The organism is Agrobacterium sp. YIC 4121 (genome assembly GCF_002008205.1).
Classification (GTDB): Bacteria; Pseudomonadota; Alphaproteobacteria; order Rhizobiales; family Rhizobiaceae; genus Agrobacterium; species Agrobacterium leguminum.
Map to the genome: position 1 here is coordinate 287,600 of NZ_MRDI01000016.1, position 23,421 is coordinate 311,020.

The 23,421-nt window shown below is 59.8% G+C and carries 19 protein-coding genes and 1 tRNA gene; 11 read left to right on the top strand and 9 right to left on the bottom strand.

The window, feature by feature from the left end; translation table 11 throughout:
- Window positions 1-95: 95 nt before the first annotated feature.
- The 6 genes from BTE54_RS15960 to BTE54_RS15985 form a co-directional block, all read right to left on the bottom strand.
- Window positions 96-1,385, bottom strand: coding sequence for an OmpP1/FadL family transporter (locus BTE54_RS15960; RefSeq protein ID WP_065656003.1), 1,290 nt, complete (start codon window positions 1,383-1,385; stop codon window positions 96-98).
- 460 nt (window positions 1,386-1,845) lie between these two features.
- Window positions 1,846-4,689, bottom strand: coding sequence for a valine--tRNA ligase (locus tag BTE54_RS15965; RefSeq protein WP_078053087.1), 2,844 nt, complete (start codon window positions 4,687-4,689; stop codon window positions 1,846-1,848).
- 218 nt (window positions 4,690-4,907) lie between these two features.
- On the bottom strand, window positions 4,908-5,915 hold the full coding sequence (gene popZ / locus BTE54_RS15970; RefSeq protein ID WP_078053088.1) for a cell division protein PopZ: 1,008 nt from the start codon (window positions 5,913-5,915) through the stop codon (window positions 4,908-4,910).
- 389 nt (window positions 5,916-6,304) lie between these two features.
- Window positions 6,305-6,976: a protein-L-isoaspartate O-methyltransferase gene (locus BTE54_RS15975; protein ID WP_078053089.1), complete on the bottom strand. Its 672-nt coding sequence runs from the start codon at window positions 6,974-6,976 to the stop codon at window positions 6,305-6,307.
- 232 nt (window positions 6,977-7,208) lie between these two features.
- Window positions 7,209-7,282, bottom strand: a tRNA-Cys gene (locus BTE54_RS15980).
- 239 nt (window positions 7,283-7,521) lie between these two features.
- Window positions 7,522-7,674, bottom strand: a complete 153-nt coding sequence (locus tag BTE54_RS15985; RefSeq protein WP_003495626.1) for a DUF3309 family protein — start codon at window positions 7,672-7,674, stop codon at window positions 7,522-7,524.
- A 709-nt stretch (window positions 7,675-8,383) separates the two neighbouring features.
- Between BTE54_RS15985 and BTE54_RS15995 the strand changes: the two genes are divergently transcribed.
- Window positions 8,384-8,689 carry a hypothetical protein gene (locus BTE54_RS15995; protein ID WP_065656007.1) on the top strand — a complete coding sequence of 102 codons (306 nt, stop codon included), beginning with the start codon at window positions 8,384-8,386 and terminating at the stop codon, window positions 8,687-8,689.
- A gap of 94 nt (window positions 8,690-8,783) precedes the next feature.
- Window positions 8,784-9,029 carry a DUF982 domain-containing protein gene (locus tag BTE54_RS16000; protein ID WP_065656008.1) on the top strand — a complete coding sequence of 82 codons (246 nt, stop codon included), beginning with the start codon at window positions 8,784-8,786 and terminating at the stop codon, window positions 9,027-9,029.
- 514 nt (window positions 9,030-9,543) lie between these two features.
- Here BTE54_RS16000 and wrbA read toward each other — a convergent pair.
- Complete coding sequence (gene wrbA, locus BTE54_RS16005) at window positions 9,544-10,143, bottom strand: NAD(P)H:quinone oxidoreductase type IV (RefSeq protein WP_078053127.1); 600 nt, start codon at window positions 10,141-10,143, stop codon at window positions 9,544-9,546.
- Window positions 10,144-10,421: 278 nt separating this feature from the next.
- On the opposite strand from wrbA, the gene BTE54_RS16010 reads away from it, so the two are divergent.
- The 7 genes from BTE54_RS16010 to BTE54_RS16045 all read left to right on the top strand — a co-directional run bounded on the left by BTE54_RS16010 (window position 10,422) and on the right by BTE54_RS16045 (window position 18,096).
- Window positions 10,422-11,213, top strand: coding sequence for a competence/damage-inducible protein A (locus BTE54_RS16010; protein ID WP_003523372.1), 792 nt, complete (start codon window positions 10,422-10,424; stop codon window positions 11,211-11,213).
- A gap of 221 nt (window positions 11,214-11,434) precedes the next feature.
- Complete coding sequence (locus BTE54_RS16015; RefSeq protein WP_078053090.1) at window positions 11,435-12,280, top strand: universal stress protein; 846 nt, start codon at window positions 11,435-11,437, stop codon at window positions 12,278-12,280.
- Window positions 12,281-12,390: 110 nt separating this feature from the next.
- Complete coding sequence (gene gpt, locus BTE54_RS16020) at window positions 12,391-12,888, top strand: xanthine phosphoribosyltransferase (RefSeq protein WP_003523375.1); 498 nt, start codon at window positions 12,391-12,393, stop codon at window positions 12,886-12,888.
- Window positions 12,889-13,441: 553 nt separating this feature from the next.
- Window positions 13,442-13,573: a hypothetical protein gene (locus BTE54_RS25440; RefSeq protein ID WP_256364474.1), complete on the top strand. Its 132-nt coding sequence runs from the start codon at window positions 13,442-13,444 to the stop codon at window positions 13,571-13,573.
- On the top strand, window positions 13,563-17,381 hold the full coding sequence (locus BTE54_RS16035) for a vitamin B12-dependent ribonucleotide reductase (RefSeq protein ID WP_078053093.1): 3,819 nt from the start codon (window positions 13,563-13,565) through the stop codon (window positions 17,379-17,381). Before BTE54_RS25440 ends, BTE54_RS16035 begins: the two co-directional genes overlap by 11 nt.
- Window positions 17,382-17,495: 114 nt before the next feature.
- Window positions 17,496-17,774, top strand: a complete 279-nt coding sequence (locus tag BTE54_RS16040; RefSeq protein ID WP_078053094.1) for a BrnT family toxin — start codon at window positions 17,496-17,498, stop codon at window positions 17,772-17,774.
- A complete protein-coding gene (locus BTE54_RS16045; RefSeq protein WP_198939162.1) occupies window positions 17,764-18,096 on the top strand; it encodes a helix-turn-helix domain-containing protein in 333 nt (110 codons plus the stop codon). Before BTE54_RS16040 ends, BTE54_RS16045 begins: the two co-directional genes overlap by 11 nt.
- A gap of 6 nt (window positions 18,097-18,102) precedes the next feature.
- Here BTE54_RS16045 and BTE54_RS16050 read toward each other — a convergent pair whose 3' ends face one another.
- Window positions 18,103-19,428, bottom strand: coding sequence for an Nramp family divalent metal transporter (locus BTE54_RS16050; RefSeq protein ID WP_198939163.1), 1,326 nt, complete (start codon window positions 19,426-19,428; stop codon window positions 18,103-18,105).
- A gap of 374 nt (window positions 19,429-19,802) precedes the next feature.
- Between BTE54_RS16050 and BTE54_RS16055 the strand changes: the two genes are divergently transcribed.
- A complete protein-coding gene (locus BTE54_RS16055) occupies window positions 19,803-20,030 on the top strand; it encodes a hypothetical protein (RefSeq protein WP_003523379.1) in 228 nt (75 codons plus the stop codon).
- A gap of 24 nt (window positions 20,031-20,054) precedes the next feature.
- Here BTE54_RS16055 and BTE54_RS16060 read toward each other — a convergent pair whose 3' ends face one another.
- Window positions 20,055-21,788, bottom strand: coding sequence for an ABC transporter ATP-binding protein (locus BTE54_RS16060; protein ID WP_078053096.1), 1,734 nt, complete (start codon window positions 21,786-21,788; stop codon window positions 20,055-20,057).
- Window positions 21,789-22,017: 229 nt separating this feature from the next.
- On the opposite strand from BTE54_RS16060, the gene BTE54_RS16065 reads away from it, so the two are divergent.
- Window positions 22,018-23,256, top strand: a complete 1,239-nt coding sequence (locus BTE54_RS16065) for an AI-2E family transporter (protein ID WP_065656017.1) — start codon at window positions 22,018-22,020, stop codon at window positions 23,254-23,256.
- Window positions 23,257-23,421: the final 165 nt, after the last annotated feature.

Here is a 23,421-nt window from a genome sequence, read left to right on the forward strand (position 1 = left end):
TAGAAAATTTTATCGAGCAGGAATCATAGTCGCGCATGAAAAAAGGCCCGGTTGGTAAACCGGACCTTTATTTTAGCATCTACGGAAGGATGACGTCAGAACTTGACCTTCACACCGGTCGAGATGGCTGCGACGAGATCGTTACCGAAGTCGTAGCCCGCCTCGTTGCCGCAGGTGAAGCCTGCCCCGCACGGTCCGCCATTGATGGACGAGCTACCGGAGGTCAGGAGGCCGAGAGCGCCGGCAATCTTGAACTCGATGTTCTTGTTCGGGGAGTAGACGATCTGCGTGCCCAGTGTCCAGGTGTCGGTCTGGGTGCCGATGACAGTCGACGTACCGCGATCCCAGGTCAGGCTCACAGCACCGCTCCACTGTTCGTTGAACTTGTGACCGACGCCACCCGAAATCGTCCAGCCGTCGCGATAAAACAGGTCAAGCGTGTTGAGCGTGTCAGCTCCGCTCGGAACGCACGGCGACGTGCCGACCGCGCAGAAAGGAATGACCTGAATCTGGCTCCAGTCCGTCCACTTCACGGAACCGAAAGCAAGCCAGTCCGGCGCGATACCAGATTGCACCTTGAGTTCGATACTGTCAGGCATGGAAACAGAGCCGTAGATCGGCACGAGCTTGCCACCGTATTTCGCAAGCGTCGGAGAAATGGACGGCGGCGTCTGCGGGATCGCCCTGACGTCGGCGAAACCGGTCAGGTCGTGATCGACGGCGCTGTTGTAAACGAGGCTCGCACGGAAGGCGATCTCGGGAATCTCATAGGCCATGCCGGCGCGCCAGCCCCAGCCGTCACCTTCCATCTCAAGTTTGCCAACGCCGCTGAAGCTGGACCAGGCCGGATTGAGGCCCAGAACGGCCGGCCCGAGAACCTGACGGTATTTATAACCGCTGAGTTCCTGATAGAAACCACCGCCTATAATCGAGAAGTCGCCTTTGCCAAGATCGAACTTCACCCGGCAGGTAGTGGCGTAATTGTGGGACTTGACCTTGGTTTCGATATTGTAGCTCGATCCCTGCCAGATGCCGGGATTGAGATGCGCGCCCCAGGGCTGCGAATAGTCGAACATGCAGTCGCCGAAGTCACCGATTGCCGCTTTGGCGCCGATCCGGGTCGACCAGAAGTTTTCAGAGTCATCTGCGCTCCTTGACCAGGCCGCAGGCAGCGGGCCGCTCTTCAGCGGATTGTCCCGGGCATTTTCCACCTTGCGCTGCGGCGCGACGAAGGTTGCAGAACTGTCGAGAACATAATCGGACGGATCGAACAGCAGGTCGATATTGTAACCGCCGCGCTCAAGGCCGCCGGCCAGTGAGGGCGTTACCGCCGCGATGCTGACTGCGAAACATACCGCGCCGCGAAAAATTGCAGTTTTTGCCATCTCTCTCCCCAATCAAGGCAATGTGATCATCAAAAGAGTGAAGCGCTTCGCAGCAAATGACAATCTGCCGCACTCTGGCACAGTTCTGCGACACTTCTCCATTTTTTACGTAAGAATTTCATGTCGATCCCCTTGCATAATCATTTTAGGTTATTTTTCTAATCCAATTGAAGCAATCAGACATAAAATGAAACAAATTCCCACTTGAGGCAGGAATTGTCGCCAAATAACCACACTCACGGGTTTCCCGAGGAAACGCGCTTATCAGGCCGTTTTTGTTGGATTTTTTGGCTGTTTCAGAGGTTTTTGGCCGGGCAAGGCGTGAAATAATCGCTCTTTCGGGTGCCCATGATTCGCCGTTGCAGTGCAGCAATCAATGGATACGAATTGTTACAGAGAAACAAAAACGCCCCGTTTCGAACGGGGCGTTTTGTTTTCAGAAGAGAGCCGGAGGCAGCTATTAACCCGCTTCGCTGACCCGCGTGAGCGCCGTTCTCAGGCTTGCAAGCTGCACTTCCAGCTCCGCCTTGCGCTCGCGCTCGGCGGCGACCACTTCCGGATCGGCATTGGCGACGAACTTCTCGTTCGACAGCTTCTTGTCGATGCGCTCCATTTCCGCATCCACCTTGCCGATCGCCTTTTCGAGACGGGCTTCCTCGGCCGCCAGATCGATGAGCTTGCCGAGCGGCAGGCAAACCGTGGCCTCGCCGACGATGATCTGCGCGGAGCCCTTCGGCGCGACATCGGCGGCGCGGATTTCATCCGCCCGCGCCAGGCGCCGGATGGCGGCGGCGTGGCGGTCGAGCCGCGCTTCGGTGGAGGTATTGGCGCCGACAACCACCAGCGAAGCGGTGGCGCCCGGCGGCACGTTCATCTCGGCGCGCGCGGAGCGAATGCCGGAGACGAGATCGATCAGCCAGTTGATTTCGGCCGCCGCGGCATCGTCGCGGAATTCCGGCACCGGCCAGTCGGTCAGGCAAAGCAGATTATCCCGCTCCTCGCCCTCGCCCGCCGTATGCGCCCACAGCTCTTCCGTCATGAAGGGCATGAAGGGATGCAGGACCTTGTAGATCTCGTCCAGAACATAGGCCGCGCAGGCCTGCGATTCCCTCTTGGCCTTTTCGTCTTCGCCGCTGAAGACAGGCTTCAGCAGTTCCAGATACCAGTCGCAGAACTGGTTCCAGACGAAACGGTAGAGAATGCCGGAGGCGTCGTTGAAACGGAAGTTCTCAAGCGCCGCCGTCACGTCGCGCGCCGTATTGGCAAGCTCGGTCAGAATCCAGCGGTTGATGGTCAGCGACGCGGTTTCGGCAAGGAAATGCGGATCGCGCTTCACGCCGTTCATCTCGGCAAAACGGGTCGCATTCCAGAGCTTCGTGCCGAAGTTGCGATAACCGGCGATACGCGCCGGGTCGAGCTTCACGTCGCGCCCCTGCGCCGCCATGATGGCAAGCGTGAAACGCAGCGCATCCGCACCATATTCGTCGATCAGTTCCAGCGGATCGATGACATTGCCCTTGGACTTCGACATCTTCTGGCCGTTCTTGTCGCGAACCAGCGCGTGGATATAGACCGTGCTGAAAGGCTCGACCGGGTTGCCGGCATCGTCCTTCATGAAATGCAGACCCATCTGCATCATCCGCACCACCCAGAACGGGATAATGTCGAAACCGGTCACCAGCACGTTGGTCGGATAATAGCGCGCCAGTTCCGGTGTCTGCTCGGGCCAGCCGAGCGTCGAGAACGGCCAGAGCGCCGACGAGAACCAGGTGTCCAGCACGTCTTCGTCGCGGGTCAGGATTTCACCCGGCTTGAAGTTCTCAAGCTTCTCCTCGACCCAGGCCTTCCACGGACCTTCATGGGCGATGTAGTGCTGGATGGCCGCCTGAAGCGCCTCTTCTTCGGTCTTCTCAACGAAGACCTGTCCGTCCGGGCCATACCATGCCGGGATCTGGTGACCCCACCACAATTGCCGCGAGATACACCAGGGCTGGATGTTCTCCATCCACTGGAAGTAGGTGTTTTCCCAGTTCTTCGGCACGAAATTGGTGCGGCCTTCGCGAACGGAGGCAATCGCCGGCTGGGCCAGCGTCTTGTTGTCCACCCACCACTGGTCGGTCAGGCGCGGCTCAATCGGCACACCGCCACGGTCGCCATGCGGCACCACGTGCTTGTGCGGCTCGATCTTGTCGAGCAGGCCGGCTTCCTCGAAGATTTCGACGATGATCTTGCGGGCGGTAAAGCGGTCCTGCCCTTCCAGACGATCCCATGCGCCATGCAGCGCCGCGGGATGGCTGAGACCCTCGAGGAAATCCTCGTTTTCCTTGATGGAGATGGTGCCGTCGATATTCATGATGTTGATGGCGCGCAGGCCGCAGCGCTTGCCGACTTCGAAATCGTTGAAGTCATGCGCAGGCGTGATCTTAACCGCGCCCGTGCCGGCTGTCGGGTCAGCATAGTCATCGGCGACGATCGGGATTTTGCGGCCGACGATCGGCAGGATGACATGCTTGCCGATGATGCCCTTGTAACGTTCATCCTTCGGGTTCACCGCAACGCCGGTATCGCCGAGCATGGTTTCGGGCCGCGTCGTGGCGACGACGATATAGTCGCGCGTTTCGAACTCGGTGGGCTTCCCCTCCTCGTCGAAAGCGACCGGATATTGATAGGTGACACCCTTTTCCAGCGGATAACGGAAGTGCCAAAGGTTGCCCTTCACCTCGATCTGTTCGACTTCCATGTCGGAAATCGCCGTCTGCAGCTTCGGGTCCCAGTTGACGAGGCGCTTGTCCTTATAGATCAGGCCCTGCTTGTAGAGCGTGACGAAAACTTCGAGAACCGCCTGCGACAGCCCCTCATCCATGGTGAAGCGCTCACGCGACCAGTCACAGGAGGCACCAAGGCGTTTCAGCTGGTTGAAAATGAGACCGCCGGATTCGGCCTTCCACTCCCAGACCTTCTCCACGAAAGCCTCACGGCCCATATCGCGGCGGCCCGGAAGCTGCTGCTCCATCAACTTGCGCTCGACGACCATCTGCGTGGCGATGCCGGCATGGTCCATGCCCGGCTGCCACAACACGTCCTTGCCGCGCATGCGCTCGAAGCGGACCAGAATATCCTGCAGCGTGTTGTTGAGCGCGTGGCCCATATGCAGGGAGCCGGTCACATTCGGCGGCGGGATGACGATGGTGAAGGTTTCCGCGCCCGGCTTGGCGTTGGCGCCGGCACGAAAAGCGTTAGCCTCGTCCCAGGCTTTGGCGATCTTCGGTTCGACGGATGCGGAATCGTAGGTCTTTTCGAGCATTTCCTGACCTGAATTTTAGAGTTCTTGTGTGGATTTTTTAAATAAGGATGGACGGGAGAGAGTCAACAGAAACCCGCCCGCGAGCCAACCATTGAGCGGACCCACGGGTGAATATGACCCCATAACACCTTCATCTTCAACAAAAAAGCCGCCCCGATGCCGGAGCGGCCCCTGTTTCGTCGCATCCGCCGCAATCGCACATGCGGCCGGAGCGGAACTTAACGGCGCGAACCGCGCGCCACGCGCTCGATTTCCTCGCGCACCAGACGCTCCACGAGCGTCGGCAGATTGTCTTCCAGCCAGTCCTGCAGCATCGGGCGCAGCATTTCGGCGGCCATATCCTCGATCGAGCGCCGCTCGACGCCATCGAAAACCTCTGCAAGCTCGCTGAACGAACGGGCGATCTGCGCACCGGCAGCGGCGGAAAGAAGATTGAGCGACAGACCGCCCTCGACACCCGCCTCGTCTTTTGCCTGTGGCTCGGCCAGATCGAATGCCTGTTTCTCAACGGCAGGCTCCAGCACCGCTATGTCGAAACGCTCCGCTGTCAGCGGCGTTTCGAGGGCGCCGCGCAGAGAAAGCTGATCGAAGCGGTTTTCGGCCGAAGACGCGCTTTCGATGGCGGCAGCGGCAGCGCGATCCTCGGCGGCAAAAGACACCGGCTGCTCGCTTACGCTGGATGCCGGCTGCTCGCTCACGCTCGCGGCGGCCGCAGCCGCCATCAGCGGACGAACATCCGTCGGGCGCTGCGGTGCGGCGCGTTCGGAAGACGGCGCGGACAAAGGCTGCGATACGGTCGGCGCAGCAGCCGACGGCGCGGTCTCGGCCACGCCACGCTGGGCCTGCGCGGCGAAAGCCTGCGGCCCCATGGCGGCGTTACGGTCTGCGGCGGCACGTACACGGGCAGCGACATCTGCAAGCGACATGGTTTTCTCGGCGGCGCTTTCCTGCCGTTCAGCCATGGGCCCTTCAGAAATCGGCGAAAAATCCTGCGCAGGCCGTGCGCCAAAAGCCTGGTTTGCGGCGGGGGGAACGCGTGCCGGCGGGCTGATAGGCTCCGCCACGAAGGCTGCTTCGCTCGCAGCCTCGTCTTCATCGTCATAGACCGGCGGCAACTGCCCGGAAAACGCACCGGCAGGTCCGGTCTCGTTGCTTTCGATGATCCGGCGGATAGACGCCAGAATCTCTTCCATGGACGGTTCACGCGCTACGCTTGGCTGAGCCATATCAATCCCCGGTTTCCACTCTTCGAACGCCCTTGCCGCATCCCTCGGACACCGGATGAGCGCTCCTTGACCTGTTCAATTTTCACATCGCGTTTTCGACAACCGAAATCGATCGTCACACCGATGCTCTGAAACATGGCCGGCCAAGCGCCTGGGCATTTCGCCGTCCCTGTCGCAGGATCATGCAGGGCAGAAATACGCACACCCCGAATCACCCTTAGTTTAGGTCAGCATAGCGAGGAACTAAATCACTGATTCGACAAGTTTCGTGATGATGCACAGCTTTGTGAGAACGGCCCGAAAGGAAGCGCTCCGCCGGCAAACCGAACATAAAAACGCCGGGGCGAAAACTCCACCCCGGCGTCAGAAAGAAGAGGATCGTTTGCCGATCAGAAAACGAATTCGGCCGCCTTGGCAAAACCCGGCAGCGGCTTGACCGAAGCATTGAAGAAAGTGGCGGCCGATGTGCTGTTGCCATCGCGGCGATAGACGGTGGCCTTCGCGGCGCCGCCATATCCGACGACGACAACCAGACGGCCGCCGTCACGCAGCTGGTCGGTCAGTGCCGCCGGCACTTCCTCCACCGAGCCGTTGATGAAAATGAGGTCATAGGGCGCTTCACCCGCATAGCCCTTTTCGAGGTCGCCGGTTACGACGGCGACATTGTCATATCCGAGCGAGGCGAGCGTATCGGTCGCCTGTGCGGCCAGCGCCTCATCGCTTTCAAGCGAAACCACCGAACCGGCAAGCTGCGAAAGGATGGCGGCCGCATAACCTGCGCCGCCGCCCACTTCCAGCACCACGTCCTCCTTCGACACGGCCGAAAGCTGCAGCAGCTTCGCCAGCGGCGAGGTCTTCATGACATAACGGGCCGGACGGCCATCGCGGGCGGGACAGATCTGCAGGTCCTCATCCACATAGGCAATCTGCCGCACGCCCGCCGGCACGAATGCCTCGCGCGGCACGCTCAAAAACGCCTTCAGCACGGAATGCGACGTCACGTCGGTCGTGCGCAACTGGCTGTCGACCATATTGGCGCGTGCGGTTTCGAAATCCATCATATCGTATCGCCTCAATTTCACGGATGCCGGTCGGGAAGCCTCGGCTCCAAAAGCTCAAAACGGCAGGGGCTCCCCCTCGCCTTTGGATAATCTCATAATTGCCCAAGCGCACGCTTTCAAGCGCGCTAAGCCGGATGTGTGGGAAAAAGCGAAACAGTGGAGATTTCCGGAACAGCAAATGACCGCGAAGCGGGGTCAAATATCGAAAAAACATTGCGTTCGTGGAAATTTTTGGAGGCCTCGCCCGGAATTGAACCGGGGTACAAGGATTTGCAGTCCTCTGCGTCACCACTCCGCCACGAGGCCTCACACGCTCATCAATCAAGCGATGGCGGGCATTTAGAACGAATCCATTATGGGCGCAAGAGGGTTCGTTCCGAATGTGGTGTTTTTTCGGATCGCACCGGCATACCGCTAAGGCAAGCCGCTTAAGCACTTAAGATTCCGAAGCTTTTCGTATCTGCCTTATATTTCAGAAGAAACAAAGCCCGCATCCGGCACGTTTGCGCCGTTGCGGGCAATGCTGCATTTCCTGTACCAGCCGGTCAGATCCGCCCAAGCAGAACGAGGATCAGGACGATCACCAGAACCAGTCCGAGACCGCCTGACGGGCCATAACCATAATTATGGTAACCCCAGCTTGGCAGTGCGCCGATCAGGAAAAGAATGAGCAGGATGACGAGGATGGTGCCGAGCATGTGTAACCCTCCACTATTGGCATGTGTCCTGCCTGTTTGAACGATAAAACGCGCAAAAAGTTCCCCTTCCTGTATAGCCGGCAGCATAACGGTGGACAGGCATCCTCTTCCGTTTCAACGGGTTACACTGGAAGTTCGGGAATGCGGCCTTGGCTGCTCCGTCTCGGGAAAGTAATTCCCTGGCTAATTATATCGCCGCAAAAAGCCCCTGAAGGCCCGCGGCAGGCCGGCCTTCACCGGGATCGACCAAAGCAGCGATTTATTCGAGGTAATTTCTCGGCCTATGTCTATCGGCAGTTGTCCGTCATATTAGCGCCAGTCCCCCGTACCCTGAAACTGGCGGGAGACGGAGAGATCTGGCATCACTGGCAGTGCGCCAGATCTCTCCCGCCCCTCCCCCCGCTTCTCGAATTCTTCTTTGCAGGCACACGGATATTTTACCAACTGTGTTCTCGTTCCCCTTGCCTTGCCGGTTTCACTCCGGCTAGACCCCGGACCGGGAGGGAGAAACGAGAATCATATGTCCGGTTTTGCGAACCTCATCCCGCTTTTCATTTTCGGCCTCCTCGTCTACTTTTTCTTTCGCTGGGTCGCGCGCGACATTCAGAATCCGAAGAGCAAATAGTCGGGGAAATCGTCTCCGGCCCCCTGCCCTCCGGGAACCGCCGCGCCTCGACATCGTTTTCACGGACGCACTTCGGAGGACAGGATGAAAACGCTCGTATCATCGGCCGCTATCGCGCTTACACTGGCGCTTACCGGATGCACCACGGCCGGCCCGGCCGCCTATGTCGGGCCCGCGCCCTATGTCGAACCCATTCCCGGCAGCATTATCTACAGGGGCCAGCCGCGCACCAAGCTGACGAAATCGCCGATCGGCAGTACCTTCACCCATGAATTTCGCATCGACGCCAGCACGCGGGCGGTGGAAACCTACCGCATCGCGCCGGACCGCTCGCTGGAACTCATCGACCGCCGCATCATCCGCGAATGGTTGTTCGGGCGCGACGACTGACCGCACCGCAACGGCGCGAAACGGGCCGGGAACGGGATTGCGCATCCTGACCGCTTGGTTTAGAGCCGGGCGCAACAACCATAATGGATAGGCGATGAATACGCGCTGGCAAAAACCCGTCCTGATCGCGTTCGAAACGCCGGGCGACTATACGAGCATTGACACCACGCAGGCGGCCTCCTGGGCGCTGATCGAGGATTGGCCGATCGAAGACGGCGATGCGCTGGACAGGGCGCTGCTGATCTGCGCCGCCGTCGATGCCGGCAGGAAAAAGCCCGAGGATGCGCGCAAGGCCTTCATCGCAGCCGCAATCGAAGCGGGCCTCGATATCAAGGCCTGACGGCGGAACACCAGCTGGCCGTCGACTAAAAAATGCCGCCTGCGGCGTCAGCTTTTCAGGATAAGACGTGGGATGGATCGCAACAGATGGAATCTTCCGGAAACATGAAAAAGGCCCTGTTCATTTTTCTCCTCTCCTGCCTGGCGATCGGCCTTCTCGGCCACCTCGTGGTGGCCTTCGTCGTCACCGGGTGAAGCGCCAAAATCCTCTCCGCCGGAAGACGGGGCGAGTGGACATTGGAATTTCCTGAATTTCATTCTTTCGTTATGGAACCGCGATAAACTCTGATCGTTCTCTTTTCACCCAACAGGAGGAGGATCGGAATGCGTGACGGATTGAACGGTTTTCTCGAAATCTCGATGCTCGGCTTCGTGGTCGCAAGCTGCCTTTTCATGGTCAACCTACCGATCTGAGCCACGGCAAAAATTCTTCTTCGACACGACCGGCGACGTGACGTTCCGGTATTAAAAAATGCGGCCTTGTGAGCCGCATTTTTTTTCAACAGATCATCCAATCAGGCGGAAAGCTTGGCGGCGAGTTTCGCCACATGCGCGCCCTGGAAACGGGCGGCTTCCAGTTCGATTTCGGAAGGCTGGCGCGAGCCGTCGCCATCGGTGATGGTGGAGGCGCCATAGGGCGAGCCGCCCTTGATTTCATCGACGCCCATCTGGCCCTGGAAAGCATAGGGCAGACCGACGACCGCCATGCCATGGTGCAGGAAGGTGGGGATGAAACCGAGGATGGTCGATTCCTGACCGCCATGCTGGGTGGCGGAAGATGTGAAGGCTGAACCAACCTTGCCGACCAGCTTGCCGCTGAACCACAGGCCGCCGGTCTGGTCCCAGAAATTGCGCATCTGCGAGGCGACCGTGCCGAAACGCGTGCCGGCGCCGACGATGATGGCGTCGTAATCCGCCAGCTCGTCCACCGTCGCCACCGGAGCCGGCTGATCCAGCTTGAAATGGGAAGACTTTGCAACTTCTTCCGGAACGAGTTCGGGAACGCGCTTCACCACGGCATCCGCGCCGGTGGACTTCACGCCCTCGGCAACGGCATAGGCCATTTTCTCGATATGGCCGTAAGAGGAGTAATAAAGTACCAGAACCTTCGTCATTCTCTTCGTTTCCTTTGCTGGAACTGTTTCCGGCGAACCGGCGACAAGCTTCTTTAAAAACTCAATGATAATCGGCTTTGACCCGTAAAAAACGTATGACAAAAAGGTAGCGGACGGATCGGTCTGCCGCCAGCCGGGGATTGGCATACGCACTGTTCACGATGAGTGAACGCCCGGAGCCATCGTCAACCAATTCCCCTTTTGCGTTTCTTCAAAACCGCTTTGCATTCGCGCTGGCGCGGCGTTAACGTCGGGTGAAACAGATGACGAGTGCAACCATGTCCAATCCCTCCTCCGCCCAATCCGTCGTGACCGCCGCCATGCTTGCCATTGGCGACGAACTGCTTTCGGGCCGCACCAAGGACAAGAATATCGGCCACCTCGCGGATGTCCTCACCATGTCCGGCATCGACCTGAAGGAAGTGCGCATCGTCGCCGACGAGGAGGAAGCGATCGTGGAAGCGCTGAACGCGCTGCGCGGCCGCTATGATTATGTCTTCACGTCAGGCGGCATCGGCCCGACCCATGACGACATCACCGCGGATGCGGTCTCTGCGGCGTTCGGCCTGCCCTGCGAGCACGATGCCGAGGCGCTGCGCCTGCTGGGTGACATGTATCGCGTCCGCGAGATGGAATTCACCGAGGCGCGCAAGCGTATGGCGCGTATGCCGAGAGGAGCCGCCCACATCGCCAATCCCGTTTCCGTCGCCCCCGGCTTCGTCATCGGCAATGTTTACGTCATGGCCGGCGTGCCGCAGGTGTTTCAGGCCATGCTGGACAATGTCATGCCGACGCTGCGCACCGGCGCGAAGGTCATGTCGCAGGCGGTGCGGTCGCCCTATGGCGAAGGCGATATCGGCACGCCGCTGACAGCCATCCAGAAAGCCCATCCCGAAACGAGCATCGGCTCCTATCCCAAATATGACGGACAGCGCTTTTCGACGGAGATCGTGGTGCGCGCCCGCGACGCCGGCGTCCTGAAGGCGGCAGCAGACGCGGTTGCGGCCATGATCGAGACCATCGGCCATGAAAAAAGACTGGCAGCCAGCAAGGGCGATGCAACCGCCTAAGGCAGAAAAGGCTTGAGACAGAAAAGGCTTGAGACCGGGAAGCTTTGACCAAAATCAAGGTGGCGGCCTGTAAAGGCGGCCACTCTCCCCCTGAGCATTTCCAGGAAAAGCGGAACAGCTTTTCCGTCCGGACAATGCATAAAACAGAGACTTAGATCGTTCTGGCGATTCGAAGAAAAGCCAGAACGATCTGAAAACGACATGTCACCGAGGAGAGAGAAATGGGTTACAAGACGATATTGACAGTGGTCGACAATGTTTCGAACACGCAAAAGCTCGGCGAATTCGTGGTAAGCCTTGCCGATCAGTTTTCCTCGCATGTGATCGGCCTGCATATGGAAACGCTGGCCGCCGTTCCCCTCGTCGCGCCGATGGAAATTCCCGACCCCGCCACCGTGCAGGCGCTGCAGGATGTGGCACATAAGGAGACCACCGACGTCGGAACCATCTTCGAGCGTACGCTGGCCGCCAACGGCATCTCGCATGAATGGCGCAGCTTCGTCACATCGGTGGGTTACGCCTCCGCATCGGCAATCGACAGCGCCCGTTGCGCCGATCTCGTCGTCGCGCGCCAGAGCAGCTCCTCCGCACTTTCCGACAGCCGCTCGGATATTGACGGTTTCCTCTATGAAAGCGGTCGCCCCGTTCTCCTCGTGCCGCATGTGCTGACAGTTGCGAAACCGATCAAGCGCGTCCTGATCGCCTGGAACGGCTCGCGCGAGGCGACCCGCGCCACCTTCGACGCCCTGCCCTTCCTCAAGGCAGCCGATAGCGTCGAGATATTCTCCGTCGATCAGGCCGAGAGCGAAACGCAGTCTTCCGGGCTCGCCGGCGCGGAACTGGCCGCCACGCTTGCCCGCCACGGCGTCAACGTCACCGTGACCTCGCAGGAAAAGATCGCCGGTGTCTCGCCGCAGGCGGCCATCGAAAACCGGCTGTCCGATAACAGCATCGACCTTCTTGTCATGGGCGCTTACGGCCATTCCCGCTGGTGGGAACTGCTGTTTGGCGGTGTCACCCGCACCCTGCTCGATTCCATGACGGCGCTGACGCTGCTGTCGCGTTAAAACCGGTGGAAGTGGATTGAGCTACAAGACCGTGCGGAAAGCTTGCCTTTTTGCCGGTCTTGCGGCTATTAGCCAAAGCCATCGACAATTTTGACCAGATGGTAGACGACATGTCCCTTCCCGATAAAGCCTTTCCCGTCTCCTGGGACCAGTTTCACCGCGATGCCCGTGCACTTGCCTGGCGTCTTGCCGGCCTTGAGCGGGAGTTCCGCGCGATCGTCTGTATCACCCGCGGCGGCCTCGTGCCGGCGGCGATCATTTCCCGCGAACTGAATATCCGCCTGATCGACACGGTCTGCATCGCCACCCGCCATGATTACGTCAATCAGGGCGAAACGGTTCTGCTGAAGGGTGTCGCCCCGGAACTTTCGGCGGATGGCGGCGAAGGCGTGCTGGTGCTGGACGACCTGACCGATACCGGCAAGACGGCGCTCGAAGTGCGCGAAATGCTGCCCAAGGCGCATTTCGCCTGTGTTTACGCCAAGCCGAAGGGCGTGCCGACCATCGATACCTTCGTTACCGAAGTCAGCCAGGACACCTGGATTTATTTCCCTTGGGACATGGGCTTCACCTATCAGGAGCCGATCGCCAAGGGATCGCGCGGCTGACCAGCCCCGCAGGGGAAAATGACGCTTTGAAACCGCCCCATCGGGGCGGTTTTTTTGTCGGGAAACGCCTTTATGGCGACAGCTAAAAAACACGGAAAAACCGCAGTGTCGCCTTTATGCCTCACCCCGGAAATGCGGGGTTTTGCCTTTCCGTTGCGGAAACCAGCCTCGCGCAAGCTTCAAACTTTGCCGCCAAGTCACTGATTTTTCTAAGAGCTTTTCCTATCCCCGTTTTCCACAGGCACTCCACACAATATCTTGTAGTTAAAAATGGGTTTCAATCTATGGCTTGACGAATCTGTGCCGCGAGAGGAAAGTGACAATTATGTTGCGGCGGCAACGGACCGGAAAGTAACGAGGCCGGTTCCTCTCCATCTTCAGCGCGCATGTCCAAAGCGGCTTCCGGCCATGAGGGGGCGGTTCGCCGCGGGCTTTTGCGCGCCTTTTCGGAACCGCCAAAAACATGACGCGGGGACTGGCGGCAGGAAGCTGTTGATACTATATTTAGTATTCCATGACATGCTTGCAGCCGAATAAGCCACGAGATACAGGGATGACATCCAAGGATGAACATCCCTTTCAAATCGGCAACAACCGGCTGCGCGAAGGCATCGCACGGCTGGACCGGATTTTTGCGCCCTTCACCGGGCGCCCAATGGACGAGGACAGAAACCATGCGCATTGAACGCCGCTTCACGAAGCCCGGCCAATCGCCTTACGCGGAAATCGACTTCCGCAAGGCCGTCAGTGAAATCAAGAACCCGGATGGATCCATCGTGTTCCGTCTGGCTGACATCGACGTTCCCGCGCAGTTCAGCCAGGTTGCGACCGACGTTCTGGCGCAGAAATATTTCCGCAAGGCCGGCGTGCCGAAGTTCCTGAAGAAGGTTGAGGAAAACGACGTTCCTTCCTTCCTGTGGCGCTCCGTGCCCGATGAAAAGGCGCTGAAGGATGTGCCGGAAGCCGAACGTTTCGGCTCCGAGACCGATGCGCGTCAGGTTTTCGACCGTCTGGCCAGCACCTGGGCCTATTGGGGCTGGAAGGGCAAATATTTCTCGTCCGAAGAAGATGCGCTGGCCTTCCGCGATGAGCTTGCCTATATGCTCGCCACCCAGCGCGTTGCGCCGAATTCCCCGCAATGGTTCAACACCGGCCTGCACTGGGCCTATGGCATCGATGGCCCCGGCCAGGGCCACTTCTATGTCGATCCCTTCACGGCTAAGCTGACCAAGTCCAAGTCGGCTTACGAACATCCGCAGCCGCATGCCTGCTTCATCCAGTCCGTTGAGGACGACCTCGTCAATGAAGGCGGCATCATGGACCTGTGGGTGCGTGAAGCGCGCCTGTTCAAATACGGTTCCGGCACCGGCTCCAACTTCTCCTATCTGCGCGGCGAAGGCGAAAAGCTTTCCGGCGGTGGCCGCTCCTCCGGCCTGATGAGCTTCCTCAAGATCGGCGACCGCGCAGCCGGCGCCATCAAGTCGGGCGGCACGACCCGTCGTGCGGCGAAGATGGTCGTTGTCGATGCCGATCACCCCGATATCGAAGCCTATATCGACTGGAAGGTGAACGAGGAGCAGAAGGTTGCCGCGCTCGTCACCGGCTCCAAGATCGTCGCCAAGCACCTGAAGGCAATCATGAAGGCCTGCGTCAATTGCGAGGCTGACAATGGCGATTGCTTCGACCCGGCCAAGAACCCGGCCCTGAAGCGCGAAATCCGCGCTGCCAAGAAGGACATGGTGCCGGAAAACTACGTCAAGCGCGTCATCCAGTTCGCCGAACAGGGTTACAAGGACATCCAGTTCAAGACCTACGATACGGATTGGGATTCGGAAGCCTACCTCACGGTATCCGGCCAGAACTCCAACAACTCCGTCTCGCTGAAGGACGACTTCCTGCGCGCTGTCGAAAATGACGGTGACTGGAACCTCACCGCCCGCAAGGACGGCAAGGTCATGAAGACGCTGAAGGCCCGCGACCTCTGGGAAAAGATTTCCCACGCCGCCTGGGCGTCTGCCGATCCGGGTCTGCACTTCAACACCACCATGAACGACTGGCACACTTCGCCAGCCGCCGGCCCGATCCGCGCCTCCAACCCGTGCTCGGAATATATGTTCCTCGACGACACGGCCTGCAACCTCGCCTCGCTGAACCTTCTGCAGTTCAAGGATCAGGCGACGAAGCGAATCGATATCGCCGATTACGAACACGCCGTTCGCCTGTGGACCGTCGTTCTCGAAGTGTCCGTCATGATGGCGCAGTTCCCCTCGCGCCAGATCGCCGAACTCTCCTATGAGTACCGCACGCTTGGCCTCGGTTACGCCAATATCGGCGGCCTCTTGATGTCCTCGGGCATTCCCTATGACAGCGCCGAAGGCCGCGCCATTGCCGGTGCCCTCACCGCCATCATGACCGGCGTGTCCTACGCCACCTCGGCCGAAATGGCCGGCGAGCTTGGCCCCTTCCCGGGCTTTGCGCCGAACCGCGACAACATGCTGCGCGTCATCCGCAACCACCGTCGCGCCGCCCTTGGCCAGTCGGAAGGTTATGAAGGCCTGTCGGTCAACCCGGTCGCACTCATCCATGGTGACTGCCCGGATCAGGACCTGATCGCCCATGCCGTCGCCGCCTGGGACAAGGCGTTGACGCTCGGCGAACAGCACGGCTACCGCAACGCCCAGACGACGGTTATCGCGCCGACCGGCACGATCGGCCTTGTGATGGATTGCGACACGACCGGCATCGAGCCCGACTTCGCGCTGGTGAAGTTCAAGAAGCTCGCCGGCGGCGGTTACTTCAAGATCATCAACCGCGCCGTTCCGGATGCGCTGCGTTCGCTTGGGTATTCCGAAAGCCAGATCGCCGAGATCGAAGCCTATGCCGTCGGCCATGGCAATCTCAACCAGGCTCCCGGCATCAACCCCTCCACGCTGAAGGCCAAGGGCTTCACCGATGAAAAGATAGAAGCCGTCAACGGCGCGCTGAAGAGCGCCTTCGACATCAAGTTCGTCTTCAACCAGTGGACGCTCGGCGCCGACTTCCTCAAGGAAACCCTGAAGGTTTCCGACGAGCAGCTCTCCGACATGAGCTTCAACCTGCTCGAGCACCTCGGCTTCGGCAAAAAGGACATCGAAGCGGCAAACGTTCACGTCTGCGGCGCGATGACGCTGGAAGGCGCACCGTTCCTGAAGGCCGAGCATCTGCCGGTCTTCGATTGCGCCAACCCCTGCGGCAAGATCGGCAAGCGATACCTCTCGGTCGAATCGCATATCCGCATGATGGCGGCGGCACAGCCCTTCATCTCCGGTGCGATCTCCAAGACGATCAACATGCCGAACGATGCGACGGTGGAAGATTGCGGCGCAGCCTACATGCTGTCCTGGAAGCTGGCGCTGAAGGCAAACGCCCTTTACCGCGATGGTTCCAAGCTTTCCCAGCCGCTCAATGCGTCGCTGGTGGAAGACGAGGACGAAGAAGACCTGATCGAAGAGCTGATCCAGCAGCCGGCCGCACAGCAGGCCGTGACGATCACCGAAAAGATCGTCGAACGCGTCATCGAGCGTGTCTCGCGTGAGCGTGAAAAGCTGCCGAACCGCCGTCAGGGTTACACCCAGAAGGCGACCGTTGGCGGTCACAAGGTCTATCTGCGCACCGGTGAATTCGGCGATGGCCGCATCGGCGAAATCTTCATCGACATGCACAAGGAAGGTGCGGCCTTCCGCGCGATGATGAACAACTTCGCCATCGCCATTTCGCTTGGCCTGCAATATGGCGTGCCGCTGGAAGAATATGTGGAGGCCTTCACCTTCACCAAGTTCGAACCGGCCGGCATGGTGCAGGGCAACGACGCGATCAAGAACGCCACGTCGATCCTCGACTATGTGTTCCGTGAACTCGCCGTCTCCTATCTCGGCCGCCACGATCTCGCCCATGTCGATACGTCGGATTTCTCCAACACGGCGCTCGGCAAGGGTATCCAGGAAGGCAAGACCAACCTCGTTTCCACCGGCTGGACCCGCGGTTACAAGCCGACGCTGGTTTCCAGCAATGGCGGCGAACGGTCTTCTTCCGAGCCCAAGGGTTCGGCAACGGCAGCACCTGCCCGCGCTTCGGCCAACGTCACCTCCTTCGCCGGCTCCGCCGCCCGCAAGCTGGAACCGACCGTCTCCATCGCAACCTCCGAAATCGTCTCCTTCAAGCGGGACTATGAAGAGCGCGCCAGGGAACTGGCCGAAGAAATCGCCGAGGAAGTGATCGACGACGTCGTCCAGGAAGCCCAGCAGACGGCAACCGCCCTCTTCTCCGACAAGGCCGCCGCGGACGCCGCTTCGGCCAAGACGGAAGCCAAGAAGGTTGAAAACGAACGCCGCATGCGCTCGATTGCTCAAGGGTATACGGGCAACATGTGCTCGGAATGCCAGAACTTCACGATGGTGCGGAACGGCACTTGCGAGAAGTGCGATACTTGTGGGGCTACGAGCGGTTGCAGCTAAGCGTTAGCTTAGGCACCAAAAAATAATTAGTCTTGAGGGCTCTTTCAGATATGAAAGAGCCCTTATTGTTTTGATGTTTTATTTATTGCAACTACTGGAAGCCCGTAGTTCAGAATGTTATATTTCGAATGGAATGCGCATAAGGCGTCAGCCAATCTCGCCAAACATGTCGTCAGTTTTGAAACCGCCCGCAGGGTTTTTGACGATCCGTTTGCCGTGGATATCGAGGATCGTTCAGCGAACTACGGTGAAGTCCGACGACGTATAGTGGGTTTGGGCAACGGATTGGTTCTGACCGTGATCTATACCGAACGAAGCGAAGTGATCCGCATCATCTCCGCACGAAAGGCGACACGCGCAGAGCGCAAGGAATATGACGACAATGGCTGGTAAAACCGATCAAACCGACTGGGTCCGTCTTCACACCATGAGCGACGAGGAAGCAGAGGCCAATGCGCTGGCCGACCCTGATAATCTACCGCTCTCCGCCGAACAGCTCGCCGCAGCTCCCAGAATGCCGCGCATCAAGATCATCCGCCGGGCTCTGAAGCTGACGCAGGAAGAGTTTTCCGTGCGTTATCATATTCCGCTCGGCACCCTGCGCGATTGGGAACAGGGTCGCAGCGAGCCGGATCAACCGGCCCGCGCTTATCTAAAGGTTATCGCCGTCGATCCGGAGGGAACGGCCGCCGCCCTTCGTAAAGGCGCGGCCTGACCCATCTCACCCCATAAAATCCACCAGCAGCTTCACATTCAGCCCCGCAATCACCACCGCGATCAGCCACGCAAAGGCCGAGAGCCAGAGCGGCGAGCGCAGCTCGCCCATCTTGGCCTTATCGGCGGTGAACATCACGAGCGGGAAGACGGCGAAGGAGAGTTGCAGGCTTAAGACCACCTGCGTCAGGATCAGCAGTTCCGCCGTGCCGCTATCGCCATAGAAGATGGTGACGCCGGCGGCGGGGACGATGGCGATGGCGCGGGTGATGAGGCGGCGTAGCCAGGGGGCGAGCCGCATCTTGAGGAAACCTTCCATCACGATCTGCCCGGCAAGCGTTGCCGTGACGGTGGAATTGATGCCGCAGCATAAAAGCGCCACGCCGAACAGCGTCGGCGCGATGGCAAGGCCGAGCAGCGGTGCCAGCAGATTATGGGCTTCGCCAAGTTCGGCAACGGTCGTCTGCCCCGCCTTGTTGAAGGTCGCCGCCGCCAGAATGAGGATCGAGGCGTTGATGGTGAGCGCGAACATCAGCGCGATGGTGGAATCGAGCGTCGCGAATTTCAGCGCCTCGCGTTTTTCGGCAATCGTCTCGCCGATTTCGCGGGTCTGCACGATGCCCGAATGCAGATAGAGATTATGCGGCATGACGGTGGCGCCGAGAATGCCGAGCGCCAGATAAAGCATGTCCGGATTGGTGACGATCTCCGTCGTCGGCGCGAAACCGAGGATCACCTGCCCCCAGTCAGGGTCGGCGAGCGCCACCTGAATGGCGAAACACACGGCGATGACGCCAAGCAGCGTGATGACCAGCGCCTCTACCCAGCGGAAGCCGAGCTTTTGCAGATAAAGGATCAGGAATACATCGAGCGCGGTGATGAGGACGCCGAGTTCCAGCGGAATGCCGAAAATGAGGTTGAGGCCGATGGCCGTGCCGATCACCTCGGCGATATCGGTGGCAATGATGGCGATTTCGGCCAGCAGCCACAGCACCATCGCCACCGGCTTCGGATAGGCATCGCGACAAGCCTGGGCGAGATCGCGGCCGGAGGCGATCGCAAGACGGGCGCAGAGCGATTGCAGCACGATCGCCATGATGTTGGAAACCAGCGCGACGGTGAGCAGCGTGTAGCCGAATCTGGAGCCGCCGGCGAGCGACGTCGCCCAGTTTCCGGGATCCATGTAACCGACCGCAACGAGATAGCCGGGGCCGAAAAAGGCCATCGCCCGGCGAAACGTGCCGGCATTCGGTTTGACCCGGATCGAGCTGTGAACGTCGGACAACGAGAGATCGTCGCCGTTCCGTCGCCATCCAAAGACTGGCTTGTCCATTTTCTGCGCTTTCAAATGGGAGATTGAATTGGTGCAATTGCAAATCATTCGCATAAGCGGCGGCGACTGACAAGGGGAGTTTTGCAGCCGGATATCGGCGCACGATGCCGCAGGCGCGTGCCCGGTTCGGGCGCGAACCGGCACACCATAATGCTCTTATGGCTGGCCCTCCTCTCCTTCCCGCCGTGCGCCGGCTGGATTCCGTCCAAAGCAGGAATGATGGAGGTCAGGGGAAAAAGGGCGGCGGCGAATGCGGAGACGCTGTCATCTCGAGGGCCTCACGGCCTTGTCATCGCCCTGCCCCGTCGATTTCGGAACGGCCGCACACTCGCCTGCGTTGATCTTTCAGGAAGCAACCTATTGCGGGAAAGTTCATGCGACAGGGCCACAAATTCAGCCTGGTGAACCATCCGAGCCGATGGCCGAAATATATCATGGCGCACAGAAAGCCGCGCGACTGGCTGATGACGATCAGCGGCATCGTGCTGCTGTTCATCGTCGCCGCCGCGGTCGCCATGGGTTATCTCGTCACCAGCCATCCCGGCAAGCCGGAGCCCAACCCCGGCATCGTGGAGGAACAGGCAGCCGAGAACGGCGGATAGATTGCGGCGCCAACGCGCCGCTCATCAGCTCAGGCCCGCAAGGTGCCCGCTGAACTGCGCCTCGTGCAACCGGCTGTAATGGCCCTTGGCGGCCAGCAACTCGGCATGGGCGCCGGTTTCGGCAATGCCGGTCTGGTCCACCACCACAATGCGCGAGGCGTCGCGGATCGTCGCCAGCCGGTGGGCGATGACGAGCGTGGTGCGGCCTTTGGCAAGCTCCGTCAGCGATTGCTGGATGGCGCGTTCGGTTTCCGTGTCGAGCGCGGAGGTCGCCTCATCGAGAATAAGGATCGGCGGGTTCTTGAGGAACATGCGGGCAATGGCAAGACGCTGTTTCTGGCCGCCGGAAAGCTTGACGCCGCGCTCGCCAATGACGGTGTCGAGCCCGAGCGGCATGGCTTCGATGACGCCATCGAGACGGGCCCGCCGCGCCGCATCCATGATGTCCGCGTCCGAAGCGCCAAGCCGGCCATATTCTATATTTTCGCGGATCGTGCCACCGAACAGGAAGACATCCTGCTGCACGATGCCGATCTGGTTGCGCAGCGAAGCAAGCGTCATGTTTCGGATATCGATGCCGTCGATGGTGATCGCGCCGCTGGTGACATCGTAAAAACGCGGCAAAAGCGAGCAGAGCGTTGTCTTGCCCGCGCCCGAAGGACCGACAAAGGCCACCGTCTCGCCTGCGCTGATCTTCAGGTCGATATTGGTAAGAACCGTCTTGCCCTCGGCATAACCGAAACCGACATGGTGATATTCAATATTACCGCGCAGCAGCGGCGCTTCCACCGCATCCGGCGCATCGACGATATCGGGTGCGGTGTCCAGAAGCTCGGTGAAGCGGCGGAAACCGGCAATGCCCTTCGGATAGGTCTCGATGACCGAATTGATCTTTTCCACCGGCCGGAAAAACACGCCCACCAGCAGCAGGAAGCCGACGAAGCCACCTTCTGTCAGGTCGCCATTCAGCACGAACCAGGCACCGCAGATCATCACGATCATCTGCGTCAGGCGCATGCTCATATAGCTGAGCGAGGTGCTGGCCGCCATGATCTTGTAGGCATCGAGCTTGGTGCGACGGTATTTCTGATTGTCCTTCTCGAACAGCGCCCGCTCGTGATCCTCATTGGCGAAGGCCTGCACGACCCGCATCCCGCCGACATTTTCCTCGATACGGGCGTTGAAATCCCCGACCCGTCCGTAAAGCGCGCGAAAATTCTGCGTCATGCGGCCGCCATAACGGCTGGTCACCCAGGCGGTGACGGGCACGACGGCAGCGGTGATGAGCGCCAGCGGCACATTGACCGACAGCATCAAAAGGAACGCGCCGATGAAGGTCATGATGGCGATGAACAGGTCTTCGGGGCCGTGGTGGGCCACCTCGCCGATCTCTTCCAGATCCTTGGTCAGCCGCCCGACCAGATGGCCGGTCTTCTGGTTGTCGAAATACCGGAAGGAGAGCTTTTGCAGATGGTCGAAGGCCAGACGCCGCATGTCGGTCTCGATATTGATGCCGAGCATGTGTCCCCAATAGGTGACGGTCGCCATCAGCCCGGTATTCAGCACATAGATAAGCAGCAGCCCCACGGAGGCGGCAAGGATGATGGCCCATTCACCGCCCGGCAGCAGCACATCCACAAAGGCCTTCACCGCCATCGGAAAACCGAGTTCGAGCACGCCCGACAACACCGCGCAGGAAAAATCGAGAATGAACAGACCGCGATAGGGGCGATAATAAGCGAAGAAACGGCGGAGCATGGCATGACCTGGAGATCGGGCGCGGCAACCTTACGCCGCAAGAAAAACGGAGTTCAATTGTCATATTTCAATGCGCGCGCCAAGACCGATGTTCTATTTTTACCAAAATCGTTCAATAGGTTCAGCAATAAACACACAACGGTAATGTGATCCGATTATATTGCACTTATATGTATCGGTGTGACAGAGTGAATGCACCCTTCGGGGAGAATGCGAGAAAGAGCCTGCCGTGAGTAACATTGACAGCCGTAAGCCCAGTGGCGAACCGAGATGGCTTGGTCCCGCCAGCCCGACGCGGATCGCCCTGATCCCGCCCATCTCGGCTGCGCGCTGGCTTCTCGTTCTCGTCGCCCTTGCCGGCATTTATTTCTTCCACGGCTTTCTCGTCCCCGTTCTCGCCGCCCTCGTCATCGGTTTTGCCAGCTGGCCGGTTTATACCCGGCTTCTGCGGCAGGTGGGCGGCAACACCACGCTCGGCGCTACCATCGCCATCATCCTCATCCTCGCCTTCCTCGTGGTGCCGATCTTCATCGCCGCCTCCTATACGGCAAGCGAAATCCGCGAATGGTTCGGCTGGGCGGTGCATGTCAACAAGACGGGCGCCCCCGTGCCGGACTGGATCGCGGCGCTGCCCGCCGTCGGCCCCTGGCTCGGCGAACAATGGGTGAAATATATCGGCACGCCGGGCGCCATCGGCGAACTCATCCAGCTCGTCAGCGGTGCCAATATCGGCAATATCTACCGGGCGATCCTCGCCGCCGGCAACGGCGCGTTCCACCTTGTGCTGACCCTGCTGTTCATGCTGATCGCGCTGTTCTTCGTCTACCGCAACGGCGCGGGCTTCACCCGGCAGGTCGATCTGGTCGGCGAACGCATCCTGCCGACGCGGTGGGAACGCATTTCCCGCGTCGTGCCCGCCACCATCAGCTCCACGGTCACAGGCATGACGCTGATCGCCATCGGCGAAGGCATCATCCTCGGCATCGCCTACTGGATCGCCGGTGTGCCCTCACCCGTCACGCTCGGTGTGCTCACCGGCGTCATGGCGCTCATTCCAGGCGGTGCGCCGCTCTCCTTTACGCTGGTATCGATCTATCTGGTCGCCAGCGGCTCGCCCGCCCACGGGCTGGCGCTGTTTGTCTGGGGTTCGGTGGAACTCTTCATCGTCGACAAGACCATCCGTCCGAAACTCGTCGGCGGGCCGATCAAGCTGCCCTTCCTGCCCACCTTTTTCGGCCTCGTCGGCGGCGTCAAGACCATGGGCTTCCTCGGCCTCTTCATCGGCCCGGTGCTGATGGCGCTCCTGGTCGCGATCTGGCGCGAATGGGTGCGTGAGGTGGAAATCTCCGCCGCCGCCAGCGCCGAGGTTCCGCCCCCACCGCCCACGCAGGAAAACGCCGTTGATGAGGTTGCCGCGCTCGAAGACAATAGCGAAGAAACGACGGCGTTTCGGAAAGCGGCGTTTTGATTTGTGAAGCCTCCGGGCACACGCCTCGACGCTGGTGCCTATAGATAGTCCTCAAACCCGCGAATCCGTCATGCTCGGGCCTGTCCCACTACTGTCCGGTTTAAATTTGCGGCCATTGGAAGGCCATCTGGATTTGGTTTCTGGGTTTGTCTGGTGGCGGGTCGA

Coding starts and splice junctions, on each gene's coding strand:
- gpt (WP_003523375.1), top strand. CDS start 12,391: ATGTCCCTTCCCGATAAAGCCTTTCCCGTCTCCTGGGACCAGTTTCAC.
- BTE54_RS16040 (WP_078053094.1), top strand. CDS start 17,496: ATGTTATATTTCGAATGGAATGCGCATAAGGCGTCAGCCAATCTCGCC.
- BTE54_RS25440 (WP_256364474.1), top strand. CDS start 13,442: ATGACATCCAAGGATGAACATCCCTTTCAAATCGGCAACAACCGGCTG.
- wrbA (WP_078053127.1), bottom strand. CDS start 10,143: ATGACGAAGGTTCTGGTACTTTATTACTCCTCTTACGGCCATATCGAG.
- BTE54_RS16060 (WP_078053096.1), bottom strand. CDS start 21,788: ATGCTCCGCCGTTTCTTCGCTTATTATCGCCCCTATCGCGGTCTGTTC.
- popZ (WP_078053088.1), bottom strand. CDS start 5,915: ATGGCTCAGCCAAGCGTAGCGCGTGAACCGTCCATGGAAGAGATTCTG.
- BTE54_RS15985 (WP_003495626.1), bottom strand. CDS start 7,674: ATGCTCGGCACCATCCTCGTCATCCTGCTCATTCTTTTCCTGATCGGC.
- BTE54_RS15975 (WP_078053089.1), bottom strand. CDS start 6,976: ATGATGGATTTCGAAACCGCACGCGCCAATATGGTCGACAGCCAGTTG.
- BTE54_RS16015 (WP_078053090.1), top strand. CDS start 11,435: ATGGGTTACAAGACGATATTGACAGTGGTCGACAATGTTTCGAACACG.
- BTE54_RS16000 (WP_065656008.1), top strand. CDS start 8,784: ATGAATACGCGCTGGCAAAAACCCGTCCTGATCGCGTTCGAAACGCCG.
- BTE54_RS15965 (WP_078053087.1), bottom strand. CDS start 4,689: ATGCTCGAAAAGACCTACGATTCCGCATCCGTCGAACCGAAGATCGCC.
- BTE54_RS16010 (WP_003523372.1), top strand. CDS start 10,422: ATGTCCAATCCCTCCTCCGCCCAATCCGTCGTGACCGCCGCCATGCTT.
- BTE54_RS16045 (WP_198939162.1), top strand. CDS start 17,764: ATGGCTGGTAAAACCGATCAAACCGACTGGGTCCGTCTTCACACCATG.
- BTE54_RS16050 (WP_198939163.1), bottom strand. CDS start 19,428: ATGGACAAGCCAGTCTTTGGATGGCGACGGAACGGCGACGATCTCTCG.
- BTE54_RS15995 (WP_065656007.1), top strand. CDS start 8,384: ATGAAAACGCTCGTATCATCGGCCGCTATCGCGCTTACACTGGCGCTT.
- BTE54_RS15960 (WP_065656003.1), bottom strand. CDS start 1,385: ATGGCAAAAACTGCAATTTTTCGCGGCGCGGTATGTTTCGCAGTCAGC.
- BTE54_RS16055 (WP_003523379.1), top strand. CDS start 19,803: ATGCGACAGGGCCACAAATTCAGCCTGGTGAACCATCCGAGCCGATGG.
- BTE54_RS16035 (WP_078053093.1), top strand. CDS start 13,563: ATGCGCATTGAACGCCGCTTCACGAAGCCCGGCCAATCGCCTTACGCG.